Here is a 25,327-nt window from a genome sequence, read left to right on the forward strand (position 1 = left end):
AGCAAACGACCTTTCAATCAGGGAGATACCGATGGTCACGCAATTGCCGGATCCCATTAAAATCGTCAGGCGAGCAGGCGATGTCCGTATTCATACTTTCATTTCAGCTTTCACGGCTGACAATATCGCCAATGCAACGCACATCATCGAAAGCAGGAACAAGCTTGTTCTCGTCGATGGGCAATTCCTCGTTCCCTATGCCCTGCAATTCAGGGAATATGCCAACAGTATCGGCAAGAAGATCGACCGGATCTATCTGTCGCACAGACACCCCGACCATTGGTTCGGCCTGGGAGCCGCATTCAGCGATATTCCGATTTATGCATTGCCGAAAACGATAGAGTTCCTGCAGCAGCATGGGGAAGATTCCCTGAATGACCACTGGAAATTGGGCAATCTCGCTCCGAAGAGCTTGATCATTCCCGAAAGAGCTGTCCGCGCCGGCGAGGAAATCATCGACGGAGTCAAATACCTATTTGATGAAGTCGTCGATACGGAGATCGATTTTCTTCTCACCATAGGTCTTCCGGACGTGGGCGTTTTTATTGCGCAAGACCTGATCTACAGCGGAACGCACCTTTATCTGACGAAATACATGGAGCATTGGATTGGGATTTTGCAGGGTATGCTGCTGTCCGACTATGACCTGTTCCTTCCCGGTCACGGCTTTCCGGCTGACAAAAACGAGGTTGCCAAAAATATAGAGTATTTGTCCGTCGCCCTGGAGGCCGCCGGCAACGGACTCACCAATGACGCTTTCAAGCGCTTCCTGCTGGAAAGATTTCCCGAGCGGAAATGCCCCGGCATATTCGACATATACGTACCGCGCTTATTCGATAACGCGAGCGAGTTCTAGCGCATCGGCCCGAAAATCGGAATCGATTTTCGGAAAGAACGATGCGTAGATTCAAAGTGTTAGAGCTGTCCTTTGTGCGTCCGAAAGGACGCACGGCACTCTAATATCCGTCAATTGTCGTCAACAGGGGAGCCGTTGGAACATGGGCGACACATACACGGTTGGACAATATCTGGTCGACAGACTTCGCGAACTGGGCCTGGGGCACCTGTTTTCCGTAGCAGGCGATTATTCGATCGAATGGGTGAACAGTTATGTCGAGAAAAGCGATATAAAGGTCATCGAAGAGGCGAATGAACTGAATGCCGGTTATGCGGCTGACGGCTATGCCAGACTGAAAGGAATTGGCGCTCTGTGCGTCACCTATTCCGCAGGCTCGCTTTGCGCAACAAATGCGATCGCCGGATCCTACGTCGAGAAAGTGCCGGTCGTTCTGATCAACGGTGCGCCCAGCATCAAGAAAACGCTGACGTTCGAACAAACCGGCTACAGTTCGCATCACTTCATCAGCGGCCGGGAAACGGATCTTCAGGTATTCGAATACATCACCGCCGCTGCCGTCCGCATCGACAGCCCTCATCTTGCGCCAATGCTCATAGATTATGCGCTGACGCAGTGCATCACGGAAAGACGTCCGGTCTATATCGAGTTGCTGGAGGATATGGTGGACCTGGGATGTACGCGCCCGTCGAATGCCTTAAAAGCGGCGCCTGTTATATCCGACGAGAACAGTCTCAATCAGTCGATCGCGCAAATCAGCGAAAGATTGCAAAACGCCACCCGACCGCTGATCTGGGTCGGTGTCGAGATCGACCGGTTTGGCCTTCACGACCAGGCGGAGCGGCTCATCCGGGACCTCAAAATTCCCTACGTGACCGAGCTTTTGAGCAAGGCCATTCTATCGGAAGACGATGTACAATTTGCCGGGGTGTTCGATGGCAAATCGTCATCACCCTATGTCCAGTCTTTGGTCAAAGACTCCGACTTCGTATTGGCACTGGGCGTCTGGTTGACTGATATCAATGATTTGGGCTGGCCTATCGATCTCGATAAAACCGCATTCGCCTCCTGGGAGACCGTGAAATATGGCACGATCTTCAACGCACAGGTTTCGCTGGCGGATCTCGTCAACGGCTTGATTGACAAAAGGCTGACGTGCAAAGGCCAAAGTCTTCCGGTGAAACCGGCCCGGCAACTGCCGGTCGTCAATCCGGCAGGCGAAATTACCTATCAGGGCTTCTACGATTTCATTCAGCCGCAGATCGACGGAAATACCATCGTTGGTGCCGACGCGAGTTTGAATTATTTCGGGAGCCTGCTTCTTGAAGTGGGTGCTCGCCGCGGTTTCATCGTGCAATCATCCTATTCGGCGATCGGTTATATCGGTCCGGCCGCAACCGGGGTTTCGCTGGCGAAGCAAAATCAACAAAGGCTACTGGTCTTTGCGGGGGATGGCGGGTTTCAGATGACCGCTCAATGCCTCTCGACACAAACCCGTTTCAATCTCAACCCGATCATCTTTGTGATGGACAACGGCATTTATGGCGTGGAGCAATGGCTTGCCGACGCATCGGTTTTCCATGGCGACAAACCGTTCTACAATTCCTGCATCCTGCACCAGTGGAATTACAGCAAGCTGGCAGAGGTCTTTGGCTGCCAAGGCTGGAAAGTGGGCACCTATGGCGAACTGAGGGAGGCCATAAACGGCGCCAAAGAAAACCTGAACAGTCCGTCCATCATCCAGGTCGTCGTGCCGCAGCGATCGATCCCCGACAATGCGAACTGGAAAGCAAATTAGAATGGGCATAGGAGAGTTCAGCGCTTTAGTGGGCGGAACGGCAGATGGCATGCCTAACCACCTTCGGTGACCTCAACATCGAGCGCTGGGCCTTCTGGCCACAAGTGGTATAGTTCAATTTCGGTCGTCCGACCTAGACGATACGACAAAGGAACTGTTCCATGGGAGACCAGAAACGCCCGCTGCAACCTGGAGAAACCGCTCCCGCATTCGCGCTCGCCACGGCCAACTTCGACGGAACGGTCTCTTTCGCCGACTTGAGCGGTCGCCCGTTCGTGATCGGGTTCTTTCGCGGGCTGCACTGCCCGTTCTGCCGGCGTCAGTTGGAACAGCTTGCCGGCGTACAGCCGACGCTACGCGCCGCCGGGGTGGAGACCGTCGCCGTTATCAACACGCCGGTGGAACGTGCCCGCCTGTATTTCCGCCACCGGCCAACGCCAATAACACTTCTATGCGACCCGGATTGCCGCACGCATCGGGCCTACGGTGTGCCGCATGCCGAGTTCCTGCCCGATGGGAGTTGCGAGCAGCCCGAATGGCCCTATCGTACAACGATGGAACAGTTCCTGGCGGCACGCATCAACCCCACGGACGAATTGCCGGAACCGCTGCACCCGATGGAGGCCAACACGATACTCAACGCCAAGGATCGGTTTGAGCTTGACGAAGCCGACAATGAGATCTTCGCGAACCACGCGACCCAACTCGTCGGGCACTTCCTGGTCAATGCGAACGGCACCATCGGCTGGGCACAAATCGAGGCGCTCGACGGACCGAACAGCCTCTCCATCTTCCCGACCGCGGCAGAGATCATCGCGGCCGCTGGCAGCCTTGGACGCTGACCTGCGGTGAACCGTCCGATAGCATCTCAGTAGCAAAAGATCGAATGGTGGAAGCCCAATTCCGCCCGCTATCGCGTGAGTGTCTGCCTGATGCCGGCAATCCCGCGGCGCAGGAAGGGATCGGTGTGGACGTAGAACAACTGGACCCCCTTCTGCAGCCAATGAGGCAATTCGTCGGCGGTGGCGAGCGTGCCTGCAATCTTGCCTGCTGCACGAATCTTGTCGACGGCGACCGCGACCTTATCCATCACTGCTTCGGGACGCGGCTCGCCGAAGGGCGGAGCCGGCGGATAACCCATATTCTGCGAGAGATCGCCGGGGCCGATGAAGAAGACGTCAATGCCATCGACCTTCAGCATTTCGTCGAGATTGTCGATGGCATCCACCGTCTCGATCATCGCCACCACCAGGCGCTTGTCGAAGTCGGACGGAAGAGCGTAACGAACGGTATCGACGATGGCGCGCGCCTGTTCGGCCGTGTCCACCATCGGGACCATGATCCCATCGGCGCCCGCATTCAGGTAGCGGATAATGATCGGGCGCTCGTGCGAATGCGGCCGAATGATCGCCGCCCCGCCGACGGAGCGGACGATCTGCGCGGTCATGCGCACATCCTCGAAACTCCAGCTTCCGTGCTCGCAGTCGACGAAGACGGAATCGGCGCCGAGCTCCACCAGCCGGGCTGCCAGGCCCGACGATACGTGATGCGGCGTATACATGGTGACTGCCTCGCCGGCCAGCAGCCGCGCGCGCAACTTCGCTCCGTTCATCGATGTCTCCCAATTCTACTTTTTCGGCATATCCGGCATGTCGGCCGGCGCTCCGACCCACCGCGCAATTTCGATATCCGCTGACGTGTCCCGCATGAATGTCGGGCAGATGTGAAGCTCGGGGATCACAGCGCTCTTGTTCAGGCTGGCGCAGAGGACGATCGCACGGGCGACGTCATGCGGATCCATCATGACGGCACGTTCCTCCTGCAGAGGTGGGCGCGCGCGATTGTCCATGATCGGCGTATTCGTCTCGCCGGGCAGGATCGTCGTCGCCCGGATCCCCTGATTGCGATAGGTGTTGTGCAGGAAGGTCATGAAGTTCTTCACGCCGGCCTTGGCCGCACCATAGGCCGCGCCGCCGAGCAGGTTGGGGTTGATCACGGCAAGCGACGAGACCGTGATGATCGTCCCCTCGCCGTTGGCGATCATGTCCGGAAGGACCGCCTGGGTCAGGTTGAAGACGGCCGTCAGATTGACGTTGATGGTGGAGGTCCACTCGGCCTCGCTCAAGAACCGCGCGTTCAGCACCTTGCTTGCGCTGCCGGCATTGTTCACCAGGATGTCGACGGGTCCGACGCTATCCTTGATCCACTTCACGGCCGCAAAGATCTCTTCACGCGTCTCGATATCGAGTGCGCGCGTGACGGCCTTGCCACCCGCCTCTTCGATCAAGGCCGCCACCTCGCGCAGCGGTTCGATCCGCCGCCCGGTCAGCACGACGGTGGCCCCGTCCTTGGCCAGCAGCAGGGCGGTCTCGCGACCGATCCCGGAGCCGGCTCCCGTCACCAGAGCGATTTTTCCGTGAAGACGTCCCATATCTTTCCCCTATTCGGCCGCAGCAGCGATCGGGCCAGAATAGCCGTAAATTTCCCGCGCGGCCTTCGCTGTGATCAGGTTCTCGGCAAGATCCTGCTCGATGAGCGCCCGCGAACGATCACTCGCCAATCCCCAACCGCCGCCGCCAGGCGTCTCTACCTCGAGGCGCTGGCCGGTCTTCAGGACCACCTTGCCCTTTGGGAACTGAGGCTTGCCGTCCTTCGAGACCTTTCCGGCCGATCCGCTCTGCCCTTCGACGACACCGAAGCAGGGATGTCGGACACGCTCGGAGGCGAGATAGATGTTCATCGGGCTCCTGCCGAGGTTGCGGAGCACGACACGCTGGCCGAGACCGCCGCGATGTTTGCCTGCGCCGCCGGAGTCGGCGATCAGTTCCTTCCGCTCGGTCAGGACCGGCACGGCAACCTCGAACATCTCGATGGCCGTTACCTTGCAGTTCGACGGGAAGCTCAGCGTATCCAGACCATCGAGCTCTGCGCGCGCACCCTGGCCGCCATGGAAATTCTGAACGGATCCATATTGCGTACCGTCATTGCGCTGACCGACGCAATTGGCAGCCCAGATCGGAGCGCCGCCGCTGTCGCCCATCACCTTCTCGGGCACGACGCCTTCGAGCGCCTTGAAGATCAGCGAGGGAATGACGTGCCCGATCAGGTTTCGCGAATTGCCCGCCGTCCATTGCTGCGGATTGAGGATGCAGCCGAGCGGCGCCTCGTCGGTGATCGGGACGATGCAGCCCTCGTTGTTCGGCGTCTCGGGATCGAGCAGGCACTTCAGAGCATAGACGGAATGGGCGTAGCGATAGTTCGTCCGGCAGTTGATCGAGTGCAGAACCTGGTCTGACGTGCCGGTGTAGTCGACATGAACAGAGTCGTCCCTGATGATGACCGAAGCCTTCAGTGTCACGTCGACATCGTAACCGTCGAGCAGAACCTCGGCTGCGTAAGTGCCGTTCGGCCATTCGCGGATCGCCTTGCGGGTCTGTGCTTCGGAGCGCGAATGAATGGCGGCGGCCAGGCCTTCGACATCGTCGAGCCCGTATTCGTCCAGGAATTTGACGAGTTCGCGGCCCATGACGTTGTTGGCGGCGATCATCGATTCAAGGTCGCCCCGCACCTCTGTCGGAAGGCGGACCGAGGCTTCGATAATATCGAAGACGTCCTGGTTCGGAACGCCTGATTTCAGCAGCTTGACGATCGGAAAGCGGATACCTTCCTCATAAATGTCGCTCGCTTCGGAATGCAGAGGCGCGCCGCCGATATCGGGAAGATGGGCGATGGAGCCGGCATAGGCGACGACCTTGCCGTTCTTGAAGATCGGCGTGATCATCGTGACATCGGGAAGATGGCCGGTGCCGATCTCCGGATCGTTGGTCGCCAGCACGTCGCCCTCTTCGAGCCTGTCTGCCGGAAATTTCGGCAGGAAATAGTTCTGGGCAGCAGCCGGCAGCGAGGTGATGAAGACCGGGATCGACCAGGTGCATTGCGCCAGCGCCCGTCCCTTGCTGTCGAGGAGCACGGTGACGTAATCGTGGTTCTCGCGGACGATCGGCGAGAATGCCGTCTTGCCGAGAACGTTGTCGGCCTGGTCCGCGATGAAGATCAGGCGGTTCCACATGACCTGAAGATTGATCGGGTCGTTGAAATCGGTGGCGGATTTCGACATCAGAGTACCCCTTAGTGAATGTTGATCACGAGGTTGCCATGGGCATCCACATGGAAGACGCCGCTCGGGCCGACGATCGCGGTCGATTCACGCTGCTCGACGATTGCCGGACCCTTGACCTCTTCGCCGACGGGAAGCTTGTAATGGTCGTAGACCGCAGTCTCGGCAAAGCCGCCGATCTCCTGGAAATAGACCTTTCGGCTGCCCTTCTTCGCGTCGGCAACGACGGTCTCGTGCGGGCGCGTGACCTGATCCTTTTCGCCGCCGGCGCGCAGCCGCCAGGTGATGACCTCCAGCGGAGCGGCAACGGTACGGCCGAACAGTTCGCGGTAGAGCTTGAAGAAGTTGCCGCGAAGCTCGCTAAGGAATTCCTCCTTCGGCAGGGTCCGGTCGGGCAGAGCCACGGTGATTTCATGGCCCTGGCCGACATGGCGCATGTCGACGGTGTAGCGGTTGCTGATCGTATCCTTCGGGACGCCCGCTGCCGACACGACTTCGGCGCCCTGGGCCGATAGCTCGTCCAGCAGGCGGTTCATGGCGCCGACATCCCAGGCGTCGAGCACCATCGGATGGCTTGCGGAAAGATCGACGGCCACGGGCGCGATCAACAGGCCGATCGCCGAACTGACGCCAGCACCGGTCGGGCAGATGATGCGGGAAATGCCAAGCTTGCGGGCGATGCCATAGGCGTGCACCGGGCCGGCGCCACCGAAGGCGACCATCGGCAGCGAACGGGGATCGACGCCGAGATCGGTCGCATGCATGGCGGCCGCCTTGCTCATGGATTCGTTGACGAGGTCATGGATGCCCCATGCGCAGCGCTCGACCGAGACCTCGAGCGAGGCGGCAAGTTTGGCCATCGCCTCGTGAGCTGCTTCTCTGGAAACCTTGAACGACCCGCCGACGAAGGATTCGGTGCCCATATATCCAAGCAGGATGTCGGCATCCGTGACGGTCGGCTGGGTGCCGCCGCGCTGGTAGGCGGCCGGTCCAGGCATGGCGCCTGCGGAGTGAGGGCCGACATCGAGCAGGCCGAGAGGGTTCTTGGCCGCGATCGAGCCGCCACCCGCGCCGATCTCGATCATCTGGATTGACTGGATCTTCAGCGGGAAACCGGATCCCTTGCGGAAACGCTGATAATGGGCGACCTCGAGATCGGTCCCGACATTTGGCTCACCGTCCGGGATCAGGCAGAGCTTTGCGGTCGTGCCGCCCATGTCGAAGGACAGGACGCTCGCCTCGCCTGCCGTGCGGCCGAACTCTGCGGCAGCCACCGCACCCGCCGCCGGGCCTGACTCGATCAGGCGCACCGGCAGTTCCGCGGCACGCCGGCTCGGCACCAGTCCGCCCGAGGATGTCATCCACAGGACCTGGCGGTCGATGCCCTTCGCTGCGAATTCACGCTGCAGATGGGCGACGTGGCCGGCCATTTGCGGCCTCGTATAGGCATTGACGACAGTCGTCGACGCGCGGTCGAACTCGCGCATTTCAGGGCAGACTTCGGAGGAGAGCGAGACGAAGATATCGGGGTCTTCTTCGCGCAGCAGCGCTGCGACGCGCTGCTCGTGCTGCGGATATTTATAGGCATGGAGAAGGCAGACGGCGACGGAGCGAATGCCCTTCTCCTTCAGGCGACCGGCAATCTCGCGCACCGTCTCTTCCTTGAGTTCGGTCATGACGGAACCGTCGCCGGCGATCCGCTCCTTGGCGCCGAAGCTGTTTGCGCGGGTGACCAGCGGGTCGGGATATTTGATGTTCAGGTCGTAGAGGTCGTAGCGCCCTTCGTTACGGATTCGCAGCATGTCCTGGAAACCGTCGGTGGTGACGAAGCCGGTCTCGACGCCCTTGCGCTCGAGCACGGCGTTGGTGACGACGGTGGTGGCGCCCAGCACCTGCAGTTGGTCGATGGCGATGGTGCCGGCGAATTTTTCCAGCAATTCGGACACACCCTGCACGACGGCTTCAGCCGGGTTCTTCGGCGTGCTCAGGACCTTGTGAAGGTGGAGGTCGCCCCTGTCATCCAGGAGCGCGAAGTCGGTAAAGGTACCACCCGTGTCGAAAGCCAGTTTTGCCATGTTGTCCTCGAAGCGACTGTTCGGCGCGGCAGGCGCCGCTATGCGGATCCGATGCCCGGACCCGATGTCTGCTTGAAGGTTAGGGGAATGCCCGGCGCGTTGGCTAACACAACTACAGTCTGCCGCTATAGGGTTTGCTTATGGCGGGCGGCGGTCAGCCGTCGGACTGCCGCTGCGAGGAGCAGCTCGGGCTAGGCGGGCTTGATTCCCTGGTGATGACTGCTCATCAGTTTGCCGACGACATCAAGCAGAACCGACCGTGCGGCGATGGCGGGCTCCGACAAGGGAAGATGATCTGCGACGCAGAGCGACACGGTCGCGTCGATCACCGGCTTGGTCAGTGCCCGCACCTGCGCGCCTGAGAAGATCGCCGTCTCCGTCACCACCGAAGCCGGGAGAATGGTCGATCCAAGCCCTTCGAGCACAGCCGCGCTGAGGGCCGGAACGGACTCGATTTCCGAGACGACCTCAGGTGTCGCTCTGGCTCTCGCCAGCGCGTCGTCGATCAGCCGGCGCAGCAGATGGGCCTTGCTGGGAAGAAGCAGCGGGATCTCCTGGAGGGCGGCAAGCGGAAGCGGCGCGCTGCTATCCCCGGGGAGTTCGATGCCCGGCGGCGAGACGAGGAACATTTCCTCGCGGAACAATGGCTGCAGGGTAACGCCTTTGATCGGCGCAGCAGCATAGATCAGCGCCATATCCATCTTGCCCGTCATGATCAGTTCGCTGAGGATCTGGCCGAAACTGTCATTGATGTGGACGACGATATGGGGATGCCTCGCCTTCATCTCCTTGAGGATCGGCAGCGACAAGGCGCTTGACGAGGAATAGGTCGCAAGGCCGATCGAGACGCGGCCCGCCACCGATTTGGCGGACTGATCGATGTCGACCTGAGCCTGCTCGATCTGCTTCAACATCAGTTGCGCATGCCGATAGAGGATGAGCCCTGCCTCCGTCGGCGCAATGCCGACATTGCTGCGGATGAGAAGCTTGTGCTTGAAGTGCGCCTCCAGAGCGGCGATCTGCTGCGACAACGCCGGCTGGGCCGTCCTCAGAAGGCTTGCCGCGCGCGATACGCTGCCCGTATCGACGATCTTTACGAAGCTCTTCAGTTTGCGGAAATCGACGCTCATGGTCACCGGCTTGTTGTTTCATGCAAAACGTAAAGCCTGCAGCCGGAGGGACGCAAGTCCCAGTCACAAGTCCCACTGGCCTTTCGCGGTTAACGCAGCTCGGCAACAGCCCGTTCGATGCGGTCGCATGCTTGGGTGATCGTCTCCATCGACGTCGCAATCGACAGGCGGAAATGCGGCGATACGCCGTAGGCAGCCCCCTGCAGCGCCGCGACCCCGACGCCGTCGAGCAGATAGAGCACAAAATCGAGATCCGTCTCGATCGTCTTGCCTTCAGGAGTCTTCTTGCCGATGACGCCGGCGCAGTTCGGAAACAGATAGAAGGCCCCGTCCGGCACGAGGCAGGAGAGGCCGGGCACGGCATTCAGCCGTGCGCACGCATAATCCCGGCGTTCCTTATAGACCTTGACGCTTTCGGCGACGAATGCCTGGTCCGAAGACAGCGCATAGGCGGCGGCCGCCTGACTGACCGACGACGGGCAGGACGACATCTGCGACTGCAGCTTGTTGATGGCGGCGATCAATGCGGCCGGACCCGCCCCGTAGCCAATACGCCATCCGGTCATGGCGTAGGACTTGGAGACGCCGTTGGTGAGCAGAACACGCTCCTTCAGTTCCGGGACGGCGGCAACCAGCGTCGTCATCGGCTCGTCCTTGAACCAGACCTGGTCGTAGATATCGTCTGACAGCACGAAGACATGGGGATGGCGCAGCAGCACCTCGCCGAGGGCTTCGAGTTCGCGCCGGTCATAGGCGGCACCCGTCGGATTGGACGGCGCGTTGAGGACCAGCCATAGGGTCTTCGGCGTGATCGCCTTTTCCAAAGCTTCGGGCGTCAGCTTGAAGCCGGTTTCCTGCGGGCATTCGACGATGACCGGTTTGCCTTCGTTGGCGATGACCATATCGGGATAGGAAACCCAGTAGGGTGCGGGAATGATCACCTCGGCGTCGTTTTCGACGCTCGCCATCAGCGCGAGAAACAGAATCTGCTTGGCGCCGCCGCCGACGCAAATTTCGTCGTCGGCATAGCTGAGGCCGAGCCGGCGCTTGAAATCGCCAATGATTGCCTTGCGCAGCGCCGGCGTGCCGTTGACGGCGGTGTATTTCGTTTCGCCCCTGTCGATGGCGGCGTGCGCTGCGGCCTTGATGTTGTCAGGCGTGTCGAAGTCCGGCTCGCCGACCGTCAGGTCGACGATGTCGCGACCCGCCGCCTTCAGCTCGCGCGCCCGGGCGGCCGCAGCCGTGCTTGGCGAAACCTTGATTCTGGACACACGTGATGCAGGCACAAAGGTGCTCATGGGAATTTCCTCGCTTATTTTATAAGAGGCAAGAGATCGCCTTCAGTGAACGGCCTCGGTTTCGCCGCGCATTTTCCCGGTCAGGAAAAGTTCGCCGAGTTCGTCATGGGTGATGTCTTTCGGCAGGCCGTCCCAGATGACTTTGCCAAGTCTCAGGATGACTGCGCGCTGGGCGACTTCCATGGCCTTCTTGGTGTTCTGCTCGACGAGCAGGATCGTCATGCCGTCGGCGTGAAGGCGAAGAAGCTCGTCGAAGACGATGCCGATCGCCGCCGGCGACAGCCCGACGGACGGCTCGTCGACCAGCAGCACCTTCGGCCGCTGCAGCACCGCCATCGCCACTTCGAGCAATTGCTGCTCGCCGCCGGACATGTTGCCTGCCAGCGTCGCGCGACGTTTCTTGAGGATCGGAAAGAGGTCGTAGACGTAGTCGCGGTCGGCCTTCACCTTGGCGTCGCGGATAGTATAGGCCGCCATCTGAAGATTTTCGTCGACGGTCATGACGGGGAAGTTGCAGCGCCCCTGCGGCACGAAGGAAATCCCCTCGCCCAGAATGGCCCGCGACTTGCTGCCGGCAATATTCTTGCCGCGCCAGTCGACATTCCCCTGCTTGATGGTCGTCATGCCGTAGAGCGTCTTGAGGAGCGTTGATTTGCCCGCCCCGTTCGGCCCCATCAGCGCCACGAACTGTCCCGCCGGCACGTCGAGATCGACGCCGTTGAGGATGTCCAGATTGCCGTAACCTGCGCGCAGGTCGCGGATCGAAAGGTTCGAATTACCCGCCAAGATAGGCCTCCCTGACGCGCTGATCCTGAATGATGTCGCCCGGCAAGCCTTCCACGAGCTTGGCTCCCTGGTCGAGCACGATGACGCGCTGGCAGATGCTGGTGACGACATCGATATTGTGTTCGATCACCAGGAAGCTCACGCCGAGCGACTTGTTGGCATACAGGATGGTATCGACGACGCGTTCGATGATCTTCGGATTGATCCCGGCCATCGGCTCGTCCAGCAGGATGAGCTTCGGTTCGGGCATCAGCATGGATGCGAACTGGATGAGCTTCTGCTGTCCGCCCGACAGATTGCCCGCCGGCTGGTGGCGCACATCCCAAAGACCCGCCATCTTGATCAGCTCGCGGGCTCTCTCCCTGAGACCATCGATGCGCCGACGGGACATCTTTCCCAAGCCGAAGGTCGATGCAATGGACGGGAAGGTGAACATCTGACCGGCGATGACCAGGTTCTCCTCGACATCGAGCGACTTGAAAGTGACGGTCTTCTGGAAAGAGCGCAGCATGCGGCCTTCCCTGGCGATGCGGTTCAGGGACCAGCCGGTGATGTCCTGTCCGTCGAGGACAACCGTGCCGGTGTCCGGCTTCGCAAGGCCTGTGCTGCAATCGAAGAAGGTCGATTTGCCCGAGCCGTTCGGTCCGATCAGGCCCGCGATCTCACCCCGATCGATGTGAATGCTGACATCGTTGACGGCCTTCACCGCGCCGTAGGACTTGCTGAGGTTCTTGATCGCGAGAAGCGGAAGATGACCGGTCATTTCGCACCTCCGATCGCATTCCAGAAGCGATTGATCAGCGGCGCAAACCCGTTCTTGAACCAGAAGACCAGGACGAGAAGGCAGAAGCCGTAGGCGATCATGCGCAATTCGGGGGTGATGCGCAGCGCCTCGGTCAGCCCGACGAAAAGCAGGCTTCCGAAGACGGTGCCGGAAATCATGCCCGCCCCGCCGCCCAGCACGATGATCAGCATCGTCGTCGAATAATACATCTGGAAGGTCAGCGGGCTGACGACCGTCAGGTAATAGGCGTAAAGGCAACCGCCGATACCGGCAAACACCGCGCTGATCATGAAGACGATCAGCTTGTAGCGCCAGGTCGGGACGCCGAGAGATTCGGCGAGCGTCTCGTTCTCACGGATCGCCACCATGTTGCGCCCGGCGGGCGAGCGGACGATCGCCCAGACGGCGAAGGTGGCGAGGACCCCGATGATCAGGGCGAGATAGTAGAAGTTCGTCGTGCCGGACACCGTGAACGACAGCGGGCCCAGCTCGAAGTATGGTTTGGGAATGCCCGAAAGCCCCATGTCACCGCGGGTCAGCGAGATCCAGTTCTTGGCAATGGCCTGGCCGATGATCACGAAACCGAGCGTACACATCACGAAGGACGTCGAGCGCAGACGCAGGGCGGGAATGCCGAGCGGAAGAGCAAGGGCTCCGGAGACGGCGCCTGCCGCGATGAGATTGACGTAAAACGGCGTGCCGTAGGTGACGGCGAGAAGACCTGCCGTATAGGCGCCGATGCCGAAAAACGCGGCCTGGGCCAATGACAGCAGACCGGTGTAGCCGACAAGCAGATTGAGCCCATGTGCCGGCAGCATGAAAATCAGGGCGATGATCAGGGAATGGGTGATGTAACGGCTGCCGATGAACGGCGCGGCGAGCGCTAGGACGATCAGGACCGCGGCGAGCGGTATGCGAAGATCGCGCCTGCGTACCTGTTGAGCGGTTTCCGTCAGAGACATGTCGAGTCCTCGGTCGTTCGAGAAAGGTCGGCGGGCGCGGCTGCTAGAAGCGCGCCTGCGTCGAAAAGAGACCATGCGGCCGCCACATCAGCATCAGGATCAGCGTGGCGAAGCCGACGGTGTCGCGGAATTGCAGGCCGACATAGGTGGCGACCAGGCTCTCGGCCACGCCAAGGATCATCGCCGCGACGAAAGTACCGCGCACATTGCCCAAACCGCCCATGATGATGATCGGCAGCGTCTTGAAGGTGATCAGCTCGCCCATGCCGCCATAGACGCTGACATTGACCGGCGCCGTCAGAACCCCGGAGAGTGCGGCCAGCGCCGCCCCCAGCATGAAGGTTCGAAGCACCACCTGCGGCACATCGATGCCGACGACGCTGCAGCACTCGACGTTCTGGGAAACGGCGCGCATTGCCATTCCCAAGCGGGTGTAGCTGACCATCAGTTCGAGGCCGATGAACACCAGCAAGCAGACGACGAGAATGAGAATGCGCTGTTGGGCCAGGCTGAAGCCGAAGATGGAAACCGGCTCGATATAACCTCCGGCGAAGAACTTGTAGCCTCCGCCGAAGACGAGAATGATGGTGTTCTGCAGGATCAGCGCGATGCCGAGGGTGGCAAGCACGCCCGATTCCGCGGGCGCGCCGACCATCCGGCGCATGACGAGTTGCCCGACCACATAGGCAACGGCAATCGTTGCAAGAACCCCCACGACAATCGACGCTTCGTAGGACAGTCCGAGATAGTCGATCGCAAACCAGGCCCCGAACGTGCCGAGCATGTAGTATTCGCCGTGAGCAAAGTTGATGGCTCTCAGCACGCCGAAAATCATGGTCATGCCGACGGCGACGATTGCGTAAACAGAACCCGTGACGATTCCATTCACAGTTTGCTCAACTATGGTCGAGAGCATGGGCGTATTCCTCCCGGCAGATTACTTGGCAGGATATTGAATGTCCGCCGTATAGGCACCCTTGATGCTCGGCTTGCCGTTCTCGATCTGCAGCAGGATCATCGGCAGGCGGGCCTGGTTGTGGTCGTCGAACGTGACCTCGCCAACCGGGCTCTTGTACTTGATTTTGGAGAGTGCGTCGCGAACCTTCACCTTGTCGGCGCTGCCGGCCTGCTTGATCGCCGCTGCGAGGAGATTGACGGTGTCCCAGTGAACATAGGCGTGGTTGTTCGGGGCTTCGTCATAGGTGGCCGTGAACTTGTCGACGAAAGCCTTGCTTTCGGGCGAGTCGAACTGCGGCAGCCATGCGGCGGCTTCAACGGCGCCTTCGAGCGCCGACGGGGCTGATTTGACGGTCTTTTCCGTGTTGAACTCGCCATTGCCGATCAGCGTCACCTTGCCGGCTATTCCGAGTTCGACCATCTGGCGGGCGATGATGGGTGTCGTATCGGCGAGGCCGTACATGATGATGGCCTGGGCGCCATTGTCGCGTATCTTGGCGAGAACGCTGCGGAAGTCGACTTCGCCTTCCTTGTAATAGTCCTCGCTGAGAATCTCGCCCTTGAAGTCAGGCAGGTATTTCTTCGTGAATGTAATCGCCGAGCGGCCATAATCGCTGTCGACGGAGAGCACGGCAAACTTGGTAAAGCCGCGCTGCTCTGCTGCATATTTGGCGACGATCAGCGCCCGGTTCTCATCTGTCGGATAGTTGCGATAGGTCCATTTGAACCCGCCGACACCGGCCTGGTAGGTGATTTTCGGATTGGACGACGCCGCATTCAGCAGAAGCACTTCAGCGTCTTCAGCGACGGGCTGGATGGCGAGCGTCACCGAACTGGAAACGTCGCCGATGATGAAGTCGACGCCATCCTGGTCGATCAGGCGGCGGGCGGCCGAAACACCTTCGACGGGCGTACCCTGGCTGTCGGCATTGAGGAGTTCGATTTTCATCCCATTGACGCCGCCGGCATCATTGATGTCTTTGACGGCGAGTTCGGCGCCGTGCATCGAAAATGCGCCGTAGCGCGCATTCGGGCCGCTCATCGGCGCAACGAGTCCGAGTTTGATCGTCCCGTCCGCGGCCAGCGCCCCGGCCGGCCGGCCGGAAACGGCAACCGCCAGCGAAAGGACTGCGGTAGAAAGGAAAAATGCTCTGCGGCTTACGGTAAGTTTCATGTTCCCACTCCATGTTCTCGGGTGCAAACGCTTGGGCTTATGGCCCAGCGTACTCCTGACCGCTTTCCGCGGTTCTTATGGCGTCAGCCCAGCGCCGACACCGTCACAGTAGGTTCAGGAAAGCGTCGCTGGCCAACACAACTCCATTCTGCCGCTATAGCGTTTATTTATAGCGAACCGATCTATTCGGCATTGCGGGTGTTGTTCGCCTTCCTCGCCGGACAGGCCATCGGCCATATCGATGCCGTCGCCCCTCGCCGCGGCGCGGGCTCTCTTTGCCGAGGCGAAATTTCGAGATCGATGGCGGCATTCGCTGACGGATGTAGCGGCGCGTCATAAAACGGAGCGAGGCCGCCAGATGGTCGGCCTCGCCGTGTCGTCAACTGTGCCGCTGGCGCAGATTGGAGATCGCTTGCATCACTCGGGTCCGGCACTCCACTCGCGATAGGCGAGATGCATTTTGGCTCCGATCGTCGTGAAGGGCTGCGGCGGCAATGCCGTCGGAGCAGCCAGGCGCGCATAGATACGGCCGAGTTCGGAACTGTGACCGAGCGCCAGTTCGGCAGCTGCGATCCCTGAGGCCGTCGAGTTCGACGCTCCAAGGCCGTTGCAGCCGCATGCAGCGAACACGCCGGGCTCGATCTCACCGAATGCCGGAACATGATTGCGGGTGAGCGCCATCGCGCCGGCCCAGCGATACTGCATCCCGACGCCGCTGAGCATGGGAAAACGTTTGGAGAATTTGCCGTCGTGCAGGCGGCCGGCCCGCCGGATCGCGGCGTCGCTGATTTCGATGCCCGGATTGTAGCTGTAACGGGAGCGCACCAGGATTCGATCGCCGCCGGCCGTGCCGATGCGACGGACGGTTGTTCCCATCGGCAGGGCCGGAGTGGCGGCCCACTTCCGCTCTCCATCGAGGCGCGAGGGGTCGAACTCCTCGGTGAGGGAGGCGTAGGTGAAGACGTGGAGCAGGCGCCCGCGGAAGAAGCCGAAGCTTTCGGCATGTCCATTGTTCGCCATGATGATCTTTGCCGCCTGCACCGACCCCTGCGGCGTCTTGACGAGCCATCCCGTGCCGAGGCGCTCGAACGAGAGTGCCGGCGTCCGCTCGTAAAGGGCGACCGGCTCCTTCAGGCAGTCGGCGACAGCGCGTATGTAGGCGGCGGGCTGCACGATGATCGTACCCGGCATGAACAGACCTGAGGTATAGACCGGCGACCCCGTCACCGCCGCGATCTCCCTGCCGTTCAGGAGCCGGTGGGCTTCGCCCATTTTCGTGAGCTGTTGCGCATAGTCCTCGAGATGTCTGTCGCCTTCCGCGCTGATGGCGACGCTGTATCGGCCACAGGGATCGAACACTTCTTTGCCCCAGCCGTTTTCCGCGGCCATCTCGCTCGCCAGAGCGATGGCCGAGCGCTGTATGAGGACAGACTGCCTGAACCTCGCCTCCGACTCTCCGCTGAAATCGTCTGACGCGACTTCGTGCGGCAGGTCGATGATGAAACCAGAATTCGCGCCCGCCGGCCCCTCGCCGACGACACCCGCTTCCAGGATGGCGACCCGCACGCTCGGATCCAGCCGGGAGATGCGCCGGGCCGCGGAAAGACCGGCGAAACCACCGCCGATAATCGCAACGTCGGCAACGACCGGTCCGTTCAACACAGGCCGCGGCGTGCGCGGCGCAAGCGTGGCCACCCAGCCCGAAACGCCTGCGCGTTTCGGAAGCCTGGATGCGACGAAGACGTTCTTTCCGGCCTGGGTCACGTCAGATCGCTTCCCGCTCCATGAGCGTCTCGAGGGAGCGCCGGATGGCCGGAAGCTTTTCCGGGGCAAGCGCGCGCAGCGGCTTGCGCGGCGCGCCGGCGCCATAGCCCACCAGATCCGCCGCCGCATAGACGGATTGCACGTAATCGCCTTCCCAGATCAGCCCCATCGACGGCTCCAGGATTTTCCAGAGCGCGCGAACCTCCTCCCACTTGTGCCCGGCGGCAGCCTCGACGAGGGCGACGCAGGTTTTCGGAGCGAAGTTCGCCCCACCCCAGATCAGGCCATCGCATCCGGCATAGAGTGCATAGGGAACGAGCGGGTCGGCGCCGTTCATGACGAAGCGGCCGGTGCGGATAAGCGCGGCCTGCTTGGCAAGATCTCCGCCGCTGTCCTTGACGGCACAGAAGCCGGGGATTTCGCTCAGCTTGTCCAGAAGTTCGGGCGTGACGGCGACGCCGACCGCCTGGGGAACGTTATAGCCGATCACCGGAAGACCGGCCTTCGCGACCTCGCTGTAAAAATCGAGGATGCCCTGGTCGTCGGTCGGCCCTTCGAAGAAGGGCGGAAGCACCATGACGCCCTCGGCGCCGGCGTCTCGCGCCCGGACAGTGCGCTCGACGACGTCTTCCACCAGAAGTGCGGAGGTCTGTGCGATCACCTTCGCCCGTCCGTTGACGATCCGGGCTCCGCGCCGGATCAGTTCCTCGGATTCCTCCTTGGAAAGGTAGACATGCATGCCGGTGCCGGAACTGAACAGAAAACTTCTGACGCCTGCGGCTAGGTAACGCTCGACATTGTCTTCGAGCCTTGCGTAGTCGATGCGTCCGGCATCGTCGAACGGCGTGGCGATAGCAAGATTCAGGCCTGGAAACTGGAAGTCAGACATTCGTTTGGTGTCCCGCGTTAGGCTGCCGAAAGGTTGAGCCAGATGGTCTTGATCTGGGTGTATTCCTGCTTGCTCAGACGTTCGCCCGTTGTCCCGCCAGCAGTGGTTCGATGTGTTCTTCGAAACGCCAGGCCTTAAAGGGTCGGCGTTTCCAGACCCTCCGGGGCCGCGTACATGGCCATGTTTCGTCGTGAAAGTTCGAGGTGAAGCCGCGCCAGTTCTCCGCATGCATCGACATCCCGTTTCTCGATAGCTTCGATCATCTCGTCATGCTGTTGCGCGGCGAGCTCGAGCTCTTCCTGCATGCGCGGCGTGTTCGGGTGCTTGTAGAAGACCTTGCCGATGCGCGCATGATCGATCTGCAGACGCCGAAGGCTTGGAACCAGATAGACGTTGTGCGCCATCTCGCCGATCTGGCGGTGGAACTGGTCGTTGTGGAAGACGCGTCCCTCGACATCGCAGTGGTCGACGGCCTTGCGAAATGACCGCTGAACCTGCTTCAGCACGTCGAGCTGCCCGCGAGTTCCGTTCTCGGCCGCCAGCCTGTTGGCGGTGATATAGATCATCGGCGCAAGAAGGAAGAAGTCGCGCAGCGACTGGTAGCTCATGGAGCTGACCCGCGCTGCGCGGTTGGCTTCCAGCTCGATGTAACCTTCGCCGGCCATCTGGCGCATCAGCTCGCGAACTGGCGGACGGGACAGCCCGAACTCTTCACTCAGCGCCACTTCGTCCAGCACCGCCCCCGGCTGCAGTTCCATCGTCAGGATGCGTCTGCGGAGCATAAGGCCAAGCTTGGCTTTGCGGTCGGGATTGACTTCAGTATCCAAAATCGGTACCTCATATTTTTAGAAGACATTATGTAGACATTTGATAGACGTCAAGGATGGAGCGTGAGACTTCCACATCGAATCCACCTGCCCGGGTGGGCGATAGAGCAGTTTCAGGTCAGGAAGGATTGCTGACGCCGTGGTGGAGGCTAAGCCGACGATTTTCTTCAGATTCGGCAGCTCACGGCGATGCGCAAGAGTGGGTCAGACAGCCGCGCCGATAGCTTGGCGTCCGCGGCACAAATTTTGCCTCTCGAACTCCCGGAAGACGGCCGGGACAAATCCATGCCGTTTCTTTCTGCATTTGCTCATTATTTGATCGGCCACTGATTTCGAATGCCAGAGAATACGCCAGTAGATTTTTCACCGAGCTTTGAGGGTTCGACGTTCGAATATATGGTCGAAGCCTTCACCGGGAGCTTCGGTCCCTTTGATGCATGGCGTACCGGTCGGGAGCAGGCTATCAGCTGGAAGACGGGCTTCTGGACCGATGGCACGCTATCCCTTGTCAGTGGCCAATATTCGTACGAATGGAGCGTAAAAGCGGCCCCCGAAACGGCGGAATGGCTGTCGGTCATCCTTGTGCGCTCCGGAGCTATCGATTTGGCGCTTGGCCGGACCGTCATCGAAGGAACAGCTGGGCGCTTGCTGTTGGTGAATAATCGCGAGGCCGACCGCTTTTCCGTCCGGGGAACGCCGCATCAGTCCGACGTGCTTCGCCTGGATTGGAAAGTGATTGCGCAGACCGCCGCCGCAATATTGGAGACGCCGCTGATCGGGACATTGCGGTTGGCGCCGACCATCGATCTTTCGACGCCGGCCGGCCAACTCGTCAGAGGACTGGCTCAAACGATCATCAACGGGGTGCGGAACAACGGGCCGCTCATTCATTCTCCGATTGCCGTGTCGCACCTGACCCAAGCCTTTGCCAATCTGGTCTTGCGCTCTATCCCGCATCGGTTCTCACATCTGCTCGAGAGGAAAGTGCATTTGCCCGCGCCGCGGCATATACGCTGCGCCGTTGAATTCATGCATGCGAACGTCGGCGAGCCCATTACCATGCAGAATGTAGCCGAGGCTTCAGGCGTCTCCATTCGTGCGCTTGAGGGAGGGTTTCGTACGTTCAAGGGAACGACCCCGTCAGCCTACTTGCGCGCGATGCGCTTGCGAGCGGCCCGAGAAGATCTTCTCGACCCTTCCAACCGACAATTGCTGCGGGACATATGCCTGAAATGGGGTTTCTTTCATTTCGGCCGATTTGCTGCCAGCTACAGGACCGCTTTCGGGGAAACACCATCGGAAACGAGAAGGCGATCCAATGGTGAGCGCATGTCAGGCCTCTGAGACCTTAGAGCCGCAAGACGGCACGAGACTTCAAGGACGAATGAGCAGGATCGAGAAGTGCGCTCTCGGGCTGAATTCAGATCCGATAAAAGCGCGCAGCATTGTCGTGAAAGACAGCGCGGCGCTCCCCTTCCGTATAAGTCCTTGTGATTTCCTTGAACGCATTCCAGATCCTGTCATAGCTTGAAAACAGCTTGTCGACCGGAAAGTTCGACGCGAACATGCATCGATCTGTTCCGAACAAAGTGATCGCCTCCTCCACATAGGGTCGGATCGAGCTGGTCGTCCAGGTCCAGTCCCCCATCCCAAGTCCAGAGATCTTGCATGCGATGTTCGGCGCCTGAGACAAGGCCTTCATCCCCTTCCGCCAGCCCTCGAAGTGATCAGGTCCGTCTACCTGCATGCCTGTGTGATTGAGGATGATCTGAACATCAGGAAAGTCGCGGGCAAGTTCGAGGAACTCCTCCATCTGCCAATAGTAAAGCTGCAGATCGAAGCTGAGTTCCCGTCGTGCCAGTTCCTTGAATCCTCGCCGCCATTCCGGGGTGCGGCTTACTTCCGGCACGGTCAAATAGGTCTTGGCGGGATCGTCGTGGAAGTTCATCGACTGTCGAATGCCTCGGAAATTGGCAAACTGCATGTGCTCGTCGAGCAGCCTGCCAACGTCGGGTTTGCGCAGGTCCGCATATCCGACAATGCCATGGGGAAAGCCGTGTTGGTCCGCAACGCCCTGAAGCCAGCGCGTTTCACCAGCCGGATCCCTGGGGTCGTAGCCGACGTCGAGATGCACCGCTTTCACGAGGTTCTGGTTCTTGGCGTCGGCGAGATAGTCGCCGATCAGATAAGTCTGGTTGATTGCCGTATAGTCGCCGAAGGCCGAGGGCTTCACACCGTCGGACAGCCATGGATAGTAGTTGTTTTTCAGGTCCCACAGATGGAAGTGGGGATCGATGATGGGAAGGTCGTCCATTCGTTCGTTTCCATGGTCGCTGGAGATTGGCGCAGGAGTGCCGCCGGGGCGGCACTCCGTCTGGTCAGTTGCTCGGCGGGAAGACGCGCGCGATGACGGCCTTGGCTTCCGGAGAGTCCACCTTGTCGGCCGTCACAAGCGGCATGACCAGCGCAAGGTCCTTGGATACCGGTGCACCGGTCAGCGCGTTGTAGACCTGCTGGGTCCCGTCGATGCCCTGCCCCACCGCTTCCTGGAAGAAGATGCCCTGGATGGCGTTGGACTTCAGCAGCGCGATCGTGGTCGGACTCCCGTCGGCGACGGCGATGCCGACCTTGCCGGTCTGTCCGCGGGTTTGAAGAACCTTCGCAGCACCCGTCCCGGCCTCGTCATACATGCCGTAGATCGCCTTGATGTCGGGATGGGCCGTCAGCATATCGTTCGCCTGCGTGACGGCCTCATTGACCGTCAGGCCGCGGGTTTCCAGCATCTGCGCAAGTTCGCAACCGTCGGCCTTGAAGGACTCCTCGGCACCTTTCAGGTACTTCTGAGCATTCTCTCGGTCCTGCGGCAGCGACAGCACTCCCACCTGGTTTCCCCCTCGCTCCTTTGCAAGCTTGCACACGAAGCTGCCCTGCGCCTTGCCGGTCTCATAGTTGTTCGCCGTGACTGCAGAGGTGTAGTCGGTCTGGCCGGGCTGAGGCCCGATACCGGCAAACGAAACGGGAATGTTCTGGGACTTCAGATAGGCGAGCAGCGGCGGCGTGCTGGTCGAGCTCACCGGGCCGATGACGACCGCGCTGACGCCCTTGGTGACGGCGGTGCGCGCATTGTCCATCTGCTTGGCCGGGGAGTTCTCGGACGTGTACTCGACGTAGTCCATCCCGAGCTCCTTGGCCTTCTCCTTCACGCCATAACCGACCCACTGCCAATAGGAGATATCAAGCGACGGCGCGAGATAGGCGACGGTCTTCTTATCCTGCGCGTGGACAGAACCCGCCAGTCCGATGCCGACGGCGACCAGACCGAACACCAGGGTGCGGCTCATTTCAGATATTGATTTCATGTCTTTCCCTCCTCCTCATTGAGCCGGTATACAACCGGCTGCTGGTTGTCAGCCCGCACTGCGCCGGGCCTTGCCGAAGCGGTCGATGAGGACCGCGATCAGGATGGCAAGGCCGGTGACGGAGCCCTGCCAGAAACTGTTGATGCCGATGAGATTGACGCCGTTCTGGATCACCGTGATCATCAGTGCGCCGAGGACGGCGCCGACCGCGGTTCCCGTGCCGCCGAGAAGGCTCGCCCCGCCGATCACCACGGCCGCGATCGCCTGAAGCATCAGACTGGCGCCGGCCGTCGATTCCGCGTTCAGGATATAGGAAATCGTCAGCAGTCCCGAAAAGGACGACAGAAGGGACGAAGCGACATAGGCGAAGAACTTTGTGCGTTTGACCGGGATGCCCAGCAGATAGGCGGCCGCAGCGCTGCTGCCCACGGCGTAGAACCAGCGCCCGGCGACGACCTTCTTCAGGAAGATCTCGATGGCGACCAGCAGGACGACACAGAACAGGATGTAGTTCGGCATGCCAGGCACGATGCTGCCGGCATTGAGCAGCCAGTAATCGGGATCCGGGATCGGCATGGAGCGGCCATTGGTGACGATGAAGGCGAGCGACCCCGCGACGGCGAAGGTGATCAGGGTGACCACGAACGGCGCAAGGCCCGCGACCGTGACCAGTAAGCCGTTGATGGAGCCGAAGAGGAGTCCGACGGCGAGACCGGCGAGGCTGGAGGTGATCCCGCCGAAGCCGCTTGCCATGACCTGCGCCGTCACCATGCCGGTCAGCGAAAAGACCGAGCCGACGGACAGATCGATGCCACCGGTTATGACCACCAGGAGGACACCGAGCGACATGATGATCAGCGGCGCACCCGCCTGGGTGATGTTCGAAAAATTCCCCCAGCTCAGCGCCTGGGGAACCTGCGACCCGACGGCAAGACCTAGGATGACCATTGCCACTGCGATCGCGATTTCCGTCCGGTATGCACTGAGGAGACTGTCGCGATTTCTGGTGGCCTGTGGAGACGGCTCCACTGCGCGTGCCTCTTCTGTCGATGTTGGAATCATGTCGCCATTCCTGTCAGTTCTGCGAGCCTGTCCTCGCTCATGTCCTGCCGTTCGATGATGCCGGAGGCGCAACCCTCGGTGTCGAATGCAACGATCCGGTCGCATACTTCGAGGAGCTCGGCATTCTCGGTCGACCACCACACGATGATCGTTCCCGTCGACGCCATCTGCCGGATAAGCTGGTAGATTTCCTTCTTGGTGCGGATATCGACACCCCGCGTCGGCTCTTCGAGCACAAGCAGGCTCGACGGCAAGCCGAGCCACCGTGCCAGAAGCAACTTCTGCTGGGTACCGCCGCTCAGCGTTGCGGGTAGATCCCAGATCGAGGCGGCTTTCACACTGAGAGCCTGCAGCAAGTCCACGCATTCCAGGCGTTCGCGACCTGAGATGAACGTGGCACCCCGGACAACCCGGCGCGACGCCAGCACGTTGTCAATGATCGGAAGGCTGTGAAGAATACCCTTGTGGGTCCGGTCGCCAGTGACAAAACCGGCGCCGGCCGCAGCCGCCCTCCTAGGAGAGGCGAAGCGCTCTGGCCAACCCGCGCGCGACACCGTCCAACGCTTCGCCTGAGCGGCTCCGACCAGGGCCGAGATCAGCGTCGCGGGACCGGCGGGCGCGCCCGCCACTCCAAGGATCGTCCCGGGAGAAAGCGTGATCTCGAGATCGGCCTCCCGGATCGACAGCGGCTCTCCCTTCATTCCGTTCCGGTCCACGGCCGCGCTCGACGCAGAATGCGACGCAGCGACCTGCCCCATCTTCTCGATGATCGCGACATCGGAAAGTTCGGAAAGCGCCAAGCGGTCGACGATGGTGCGGCCATCGCGGATGATCGTGCAGACGTCCGCGATCTGACGGATTTCCTTCATCCGGTGCGACACGAAGACGACGGACAGCCCTGTCTCGCGGGTCAAACGGCGGAGCACGGAAAACAAGCGGCTCGTCTCCGCGGCCGTCAAGTTCGCCGTCGGCTCGTCGAGAAGAATGAGTTCGGCGCCTGACGAAAGCGCTCGGGCAATCTCGACCATCTGGCCTTCGTGAAGGCTGAGGTCTTCCACGAGCCGGTGCAGGGATCTGGCTGCGAACTCCGGATCGATCATCGCCAAAGCTTCGAACGCCTTCTCGATCGACAGCCTTTTTTTCACCGCCGCGAAACCCCTGCGGTAGTGCGGTAAGGTGATGTTCTCGGCGACGCTAAGGTGGGGAAGAAGGGCAAGCTCCTGATGGACGACCGCTACCCTGGCGCGGCCCTCGGCATCGGTGCGCGGCGCCCCACTCGGATCGAAGAAGCTAATGTCGCCGTCCCCTTTCGAGGCCGACCCCGTGATGATGCGGATCATCGTCGACTTGCCGGCACCGTTTCCCCCGAGCAGCGCGTGGATCTCGCCACGCGCCACGGAGAAGTCGACGCCCTTGAGAACCGACGTCGCCCCATACGACTTCGTCAGTCCCTTGACGCTGACAACCGGATTTCGCGTCTCGACCATGA

22 protein-coding genes are annotated in these 25,327 nt (G+C 60.8%); 4 read left to right on the plus strand and 18 right to left on the minus strand.

The genetic code is table 11. The features are described 5' to 3' along the window. The first annotated feature begins 31 nt into the window (after nucleotides 1-31). The 3 genes from FHT69_RS28410 (at nucleotide 32) to FHT69_RS28420 (ending at nucleotide 3,496) form a co-directional block, all read left to right on the plus strand. On the plus strand, nucleotides 32-856 hold the full coding sequence (locus FHT69_RS28410; protein WP_028757363.1) for an MBL fold metallo-hydrolase: 825 nt from the start codon (nucleotides 32-34) through the stop codon (nucleotides 854-856). A 142-nt stretch (nucleotides 857-998) separates the two neighbouring features. Beyond that, complete coding sequence (locus FHT69_RS28415; protein ID WP_063474095.1) at nucleotides 999-2,654, plus strand: alpha-keto acid decarboxylase family protein; 1,656 nt, start codon at nucleotides 999-1,001, stop codon at nucleotides 2,652-2,654. A 161-nt stretch (nucleotides 2,655-2,815) separates the two neighbouring features. Continuing rightward, complete coding sequence (locus tag FHT69_RS28420; protein ID WP_063474094.1) at nucleotides 2,816-3,496, plus strand: redoxin domain-containing protein; 681 nt, start codon at nucleotides 2,816-2,818, stop codon at nucleotides 3,494-3,496. 68 nt (nucleotides 3,497-3,564) lie between these two features. On the opposite strand, the gene FHT69_RS28425 is transcribed toward FHT69_RS28420, so the two are convergent. The 14 genes from FHT69_RS28425 to FHT69_RS28490 form a co-directional block, all read right to left on the minus strand. Further along, nucleotides 3,565-4,266, minus strand: coding sequence for an HpcH/HpaI aldolase family protein (locus tag FHT69_RS28425; RefSeq protein WP_063474093.1), 702 nt, complete (start codon nucleotides 4,264-4,266; stop codon nucleotides 3,565-3,567). Nucleotides 4,267-4,281: 15 nt separating this feature from the next. Continuing rightward, the gene (locus FHT69_RS28430; protein WP_063474092.1) at nucleotides 4,282-5,085 is read right to left on the minus strand and encodes an SDR family oxidoreductase; all 804 of its coding nucleotides are present in this window, start codon (nucleotides 5,083-5,085) and stop codon (nucleotides 4,282-4,284) included. A 9-nt stretch (nucleotides 5,086-5,094) separates the two neighbouring features. Beyond that, nucleotides 5,095-6,771 carry a hydantoinase B/oxoprolinase family protein gene (locus FHT69_RS28435; protein WP_063474091.1) on the minus strand — a complete coding sequence of 559 codons (1,677 nt, stop codon included), beginning with the start codon at nucleotides 6,769-6,771 and terminating at the stop codon, nucleotides 5,095-5,097. Between the two features lie 11 nt (nucleotides 6,772-6,782). Continuing rightward, the gene (locus tag FHT69_RS28440; protein WP_183906277.1) at nucleotides 6,783-8,846 is read right to left on the minus strand and encodes a hydantoinase/oxoprolinase family protein; all 2,064 of its coding nucleotides are present in this window, start codon (nucleotides 8,844-8,846) and stop codon (nucleotides 6,783-6,785) included. Nucleotides 8,847-9,037: 191 nt separating this feature from the next. Beyond that, on the minus strand, nucleotides 9,038-9,976 hold the full coding sequence (gene nac / locus FHT69_RS28445) for a nitrogen assimilation transcriptional regulator NAC (RefSeq protein ID WP_047616805.1): 939 nt from the start codon (nucleotides 9,974-9,976) through the stop codon (nucleotides 9,038-9,040). An 89-nt stretch (nucleotides 9,977-10,065) separates the two neighbouring features. Beyond that, nucleotides 10,066-11,274 (minus strand): aspartate transaminase, encoded by a 1,209-nt coding sequence (locus FHT69_RS28450; protein WP_097595385.1) that lies wholly within the window; start codon nucleotides 11,272-11,274, stop codon nucleotides 10,066-10,068. 42 nt (nucleotides 11,275-11,316) lie between these two features. Further along, the gene (locus FHT69_RS28455) at nucleotides 11,317-12,060 is read right to left on the minus strand and encodes an ABC transporter ATP-binding protein (RefSeq protein ID WP_097543353.1); all 744 of its coding nucleotides are present in this window, start codon (nucleotides 12,058-12,060) and stop codon (nucleotides 11,317-11,319) included. Further along, a complete protein-coding gene (locus tag FHT69_RS28460; RefSeq protein WP_047616799.1) occupies nucleotides 12,050-12,823 on the minus strand; it encodes an ABC transporter ATP-binding protein in 774 nt (257 codons plus the stop codon). The genes FHT69_RS28455 and FHT69_RS28460 overlap by 11 nt, the downstream gene beginning before the upstream one ends. After that, nucleotides 12,820-13,806, minus strand: a complete 987-nt coding sequence (locus FHT69_RS28465; protein WP_063474086.1) for a branched-chain amino acid ABC transporter permease — start codon at nucleotides 13,804-13,806, stop codon at nucleotides 12,820-12,822. Before FHT69_RS28465 ends, FHT69_RS28460 begins: the two co-directional genes overlap by 4 nt. A gap of 43 nt (nucleotides 13,807-13,849) precedes the next feature. Next, nucleotides 13,850-14,722 carry a branched-chain amino acid ABC transporter permease gene (locus FHT69_RS28470; protein ID WP_028756903.1) on the minus strand — a complete coding sequence of 291 codons (873 nt, stop codon included), beginning with the start codon at nucleotides 14,720-14,722 and terminating at the stop codon, nucleotides 13,850-13,852. Nucleotides 14,723-14,743: 21 nt separating this feature from the next. Beyond that, a complete protein-coding gene (locus tag FHT69_RS28475) occupies nucleotides 14,744-15,937 on the minus strand; it encodes an ABC transporter substrate-binding protein (protein ID WP_028756904.1) in 1,194 nt (397 codons plus the stop codon). 417 nt (nucleotides 15,938-16,354) lie between these two features. Continuing rightward, complete coding sequence (locus FHT69_RS28480; RefSeq protein WP_097543350.1) at nucleotides 16,355-17,701, minus strand: NAD(P)/FAD-dependent oxidoreductase; 1,347 nt, start codon at nucleotides 17,699-17,701, stop codon at nucleotides 16,355-16,357. Nucleotide 17,702: 1 nt separating this feature from the next. Then, nucleotides 17,703-18,590 carry a dihydrodipicolinate synthase family protein gene (locus FHT69_RS28485; RefSeq protein WP_097595387.1) on the minus strand — a complete coding sequence of 296 codons (888 nt, stop codon included), beginning with the start codon at nucleotides 18,588-18,590 and terminating at the stop codon, nucleotides 17,703-17,705. Nucleotides 18,591-18,724: 134 nt separating this feature from the next. Next, complete coding sequence (locus FHT69_RS28490; RefSeq protein WP_176707342.1) at nucleotides 18,725-19,372, minus strand: GntR family transcriptional regulator; 648 nt, start codon at nucleotides 19,370-19,372, stop codon at nucleotides 18,725-18,727. A 381-nt stretch (nucleotides 19,373-19,753) separates the two neighbouring features. On the opposite strand from FHT69_RS28490, the gene FHT69_RS28495 reads away from it, so the two are divergent. Further along, on the plus strand, nucleotides 19,754-20,761 hold the full coding sequence (locus tag FHT69_RS28495) for a helix-turn-helix transcriptional regulator (protein ID WP_097543348.1): 1,008 nt from the start codon (nucleotides 19,754-19,756) through the stop codon (nucleotides 20,759-20,761). A 76-nt stretch (nucleotides 20,762-20,837) separates the two neighbouring features. Here FHT69_RS28495 and FHT69_RS28500 read toward each other — a convergent pair whose 3' ends face one another. The 4 genes from FHT69_RS28500 to FHT69_RS28515 all read right to left on the minus strand — a co-directional run bounded on the left by FHT69_RS28500 (nucleotide 20,838) and on the right by FHT69_RS28515 (nucleotide 25,325). After that, nucleotides 20,838-21,731 carry an amidohydrolase family protein gene (locus FHT69_RS28500; protein WP_047616785.1) on the minus strand — a complete coding sequence of 298 codons (894 nt, stop codon included), beginning with the start codon at nucleotides 21,729-21,731 and terminating at the stop codon, nucleotides 20,838-20,840. Nucleotides 21,732-21,795: 64 nt separating this feature from the next. Further along, a complete protein-coding gene (locus FHT69_RS28505; RefSeq protein WP_409527194.1) occupies nucleotides 21,796-22,758 on the minus strand; it encodes a substrate-binding domain-containing protein in 963 nt (320 codons plus the stop codon). Between the two features lie 66 nt (nucleotides 22,759-22,824). Beyond that, entirely contained in the window at nucleotides 22,825-23,838 is a 1,014-nt protein-coding gene (locus FHT69_RS28510) for an ABC transporter permease (protein ID WP_097543347.1), read from the minus strand. Further along, nucleotides 23,835-25,325, minus strand: coding sequence for an ATP-binding cassette domain-containing protein (locus FHT69_RS28515; protein ID WP_047616781.1), 1,491 nt, complete (start codon nucleotides 25,323-25,325; stop codon nucleotides 23,835-23,837). The genes FHT69_RS28510 and FHT69_RS28515 overlap by 4 nt, the downstream gene beginning before the upstream one ends. Between the last annotated feature and the right edge of the window lie 2 nt (nucleotides 25,326-25,327).

This window comes from Rhizobium sp. BK008, assembly GCF_014197345.1.
Taxonomy (GTDB): Bacteria; Pseudomonadota; Alphaproteobacteria; order Rhizobiales; family Rhizobiaceae; genus Rhizobium; species Rhizobium anhuiense.

Excerpts from the sequence above, each read along its gene's own strand:
- FHT69_RS28490 (WP_176707342.1), bottom strand. The coding sequence starts at position 19,372 with ATGCTCCGCAGACGCATCCTGACGATGGAACTGCAGCCGGGGGCGGTG.
- FHT69_RS28500 (WP_047616785.1), bottom strand. The coding sequence starts at position 21,731 with ATGGACGACCTTCCCATCATCGATCCCCACTTCCATCTGTGGGACCTG.
- FHT69_RS28425 (WP_063474093.1), bottom strand. The coding sequence starts at position 4,266 with ATGAACGGAGCGAAGTTGCGCGCGCGGCTGCTGGCCGGCGAGGCAGTC.
- FHT69_RS28510 (WP_097543347.1), bottom strand. The coding sequence starts at position 23,838 with ATGATTCCAACATCGACAGAAGAGGCACGCGCAGTGGAGCCGTCTCCA.
- FHT69_RS28470 (WP_028756903.1), bottom strand. The coding sequence starts at position 14,722 with ATGCTCTCGACCATAGTTGAGCAAACTGTGAATGGAATCGTCACGGGT.
- FHT69_RS28410 (WP_028757363.1), top strand. The coding sequence starts at position 32 with ATGGTCACGCAATTGCCGGATCCCATTAAAATCGTCAGGCGAGCAGGC.
- FHT69_RS28440 (WP_183906277.1), bottom strand. The coding sequence starts at position 8,846 with ATGGCAAAACTGGCTTTCGACACGGGTGGTACCTTTACCGACTTCGCG.
- FHT69_RS28435 (WP_063474091.1), bottom strand. The coding sequence starts at position 6,771 with ATGTCGAAATCCGCCACCGATTTCAACGACCCGATCAATCTTCAGGTC.
- FHT69_RS28450 (WP_097595385.1), bottom strand. The coding sequence starts at position 11,274 with ATGAGCACCTTTGTGCCTGCATCACGTGTGTCCAGAATCAAGGTTTCG.
- FHT69_RS28485 (WP_097595387.1), bottom strand. The coding sequence starts at position 18,590 with ATGTCTGACTTCCAGTTTCCAGGCCTGAATCTTGCTATCGCCACGCCG.
- FHT69_RS28475 (WP_028756904.1), bottom strand. The coding sequence starts at position 15,937 with ATGAAACTTACCGTAAGCCGCAGAGCATTTTTCCTTTCTACCGCAGTC.
- FHT69_RS28505 (WP_409527194.1), bottom strand. The coding sequence starts at position 22,758 with ATGAGCCGCACCCTGGTGTTCGGTCTGGTCGCCGTCGGCATCGGACTG.
- FHT69_RS28515 (WP_047616781.1), bottom strand. The coding sequence starts at position 25,325 with ATGGTCGAGACGCGAAATCCGGTTGTCAGCGTCAAGGGACTGACGAAG.
- FHT69_RS28495 (WP_097543348.1), top strand. The coding sequence starts at position 19,754 with ATGCCAGAGAATACGCCAGTAGATTTTTCACCGAGCTTTGAGGGTTCG.
- FHT69_RS28430 (WP_063474092.1), bottom strand. The coding sequence starts at position 5,085 with ATGGGACGTCTTCACGGAAAAATCGCTCTGGTGACGGGAGCCGGCTCC.
- FHT69_RS28420 (WP_063474094.1), top strand. The coding sequence starts at position 2,816 with ATGGGAGACCAGAAACGCCCGCTGCAACCTGGAGAAACCGCTCCCGCA.
- FHT69_RS28465 (WP_063474086.1), bottom strand. The coding sequence starts at position 13,806 with ATGTCTCTGACGGAAACCGCTCAACAGGTACGCAGGCGCGATCTTCGC.
- nac (WP_047616805.1), bottom strand. The coding sequence starts at position 9,976 with ATGAGCGTCGATTTCCGCAAACTGAAGAGCTTCGTAAAGATCGTCGAT.
- FHT69_RS28460 (WP_047616799.1), bottom strand. The coding sequence starts at position 12,823 with ATGACCGGTCATCTTCCGCTTCTCGCGATCAAGAACCTCAGCAAGTCC.
- FHT69_RS28415 (WP_063474095.1), top strand. The coding sequence starts at position 999 with ATGGGCGACACATACACGGTTGGACAATATCTGGTCGACAGACTTCGC.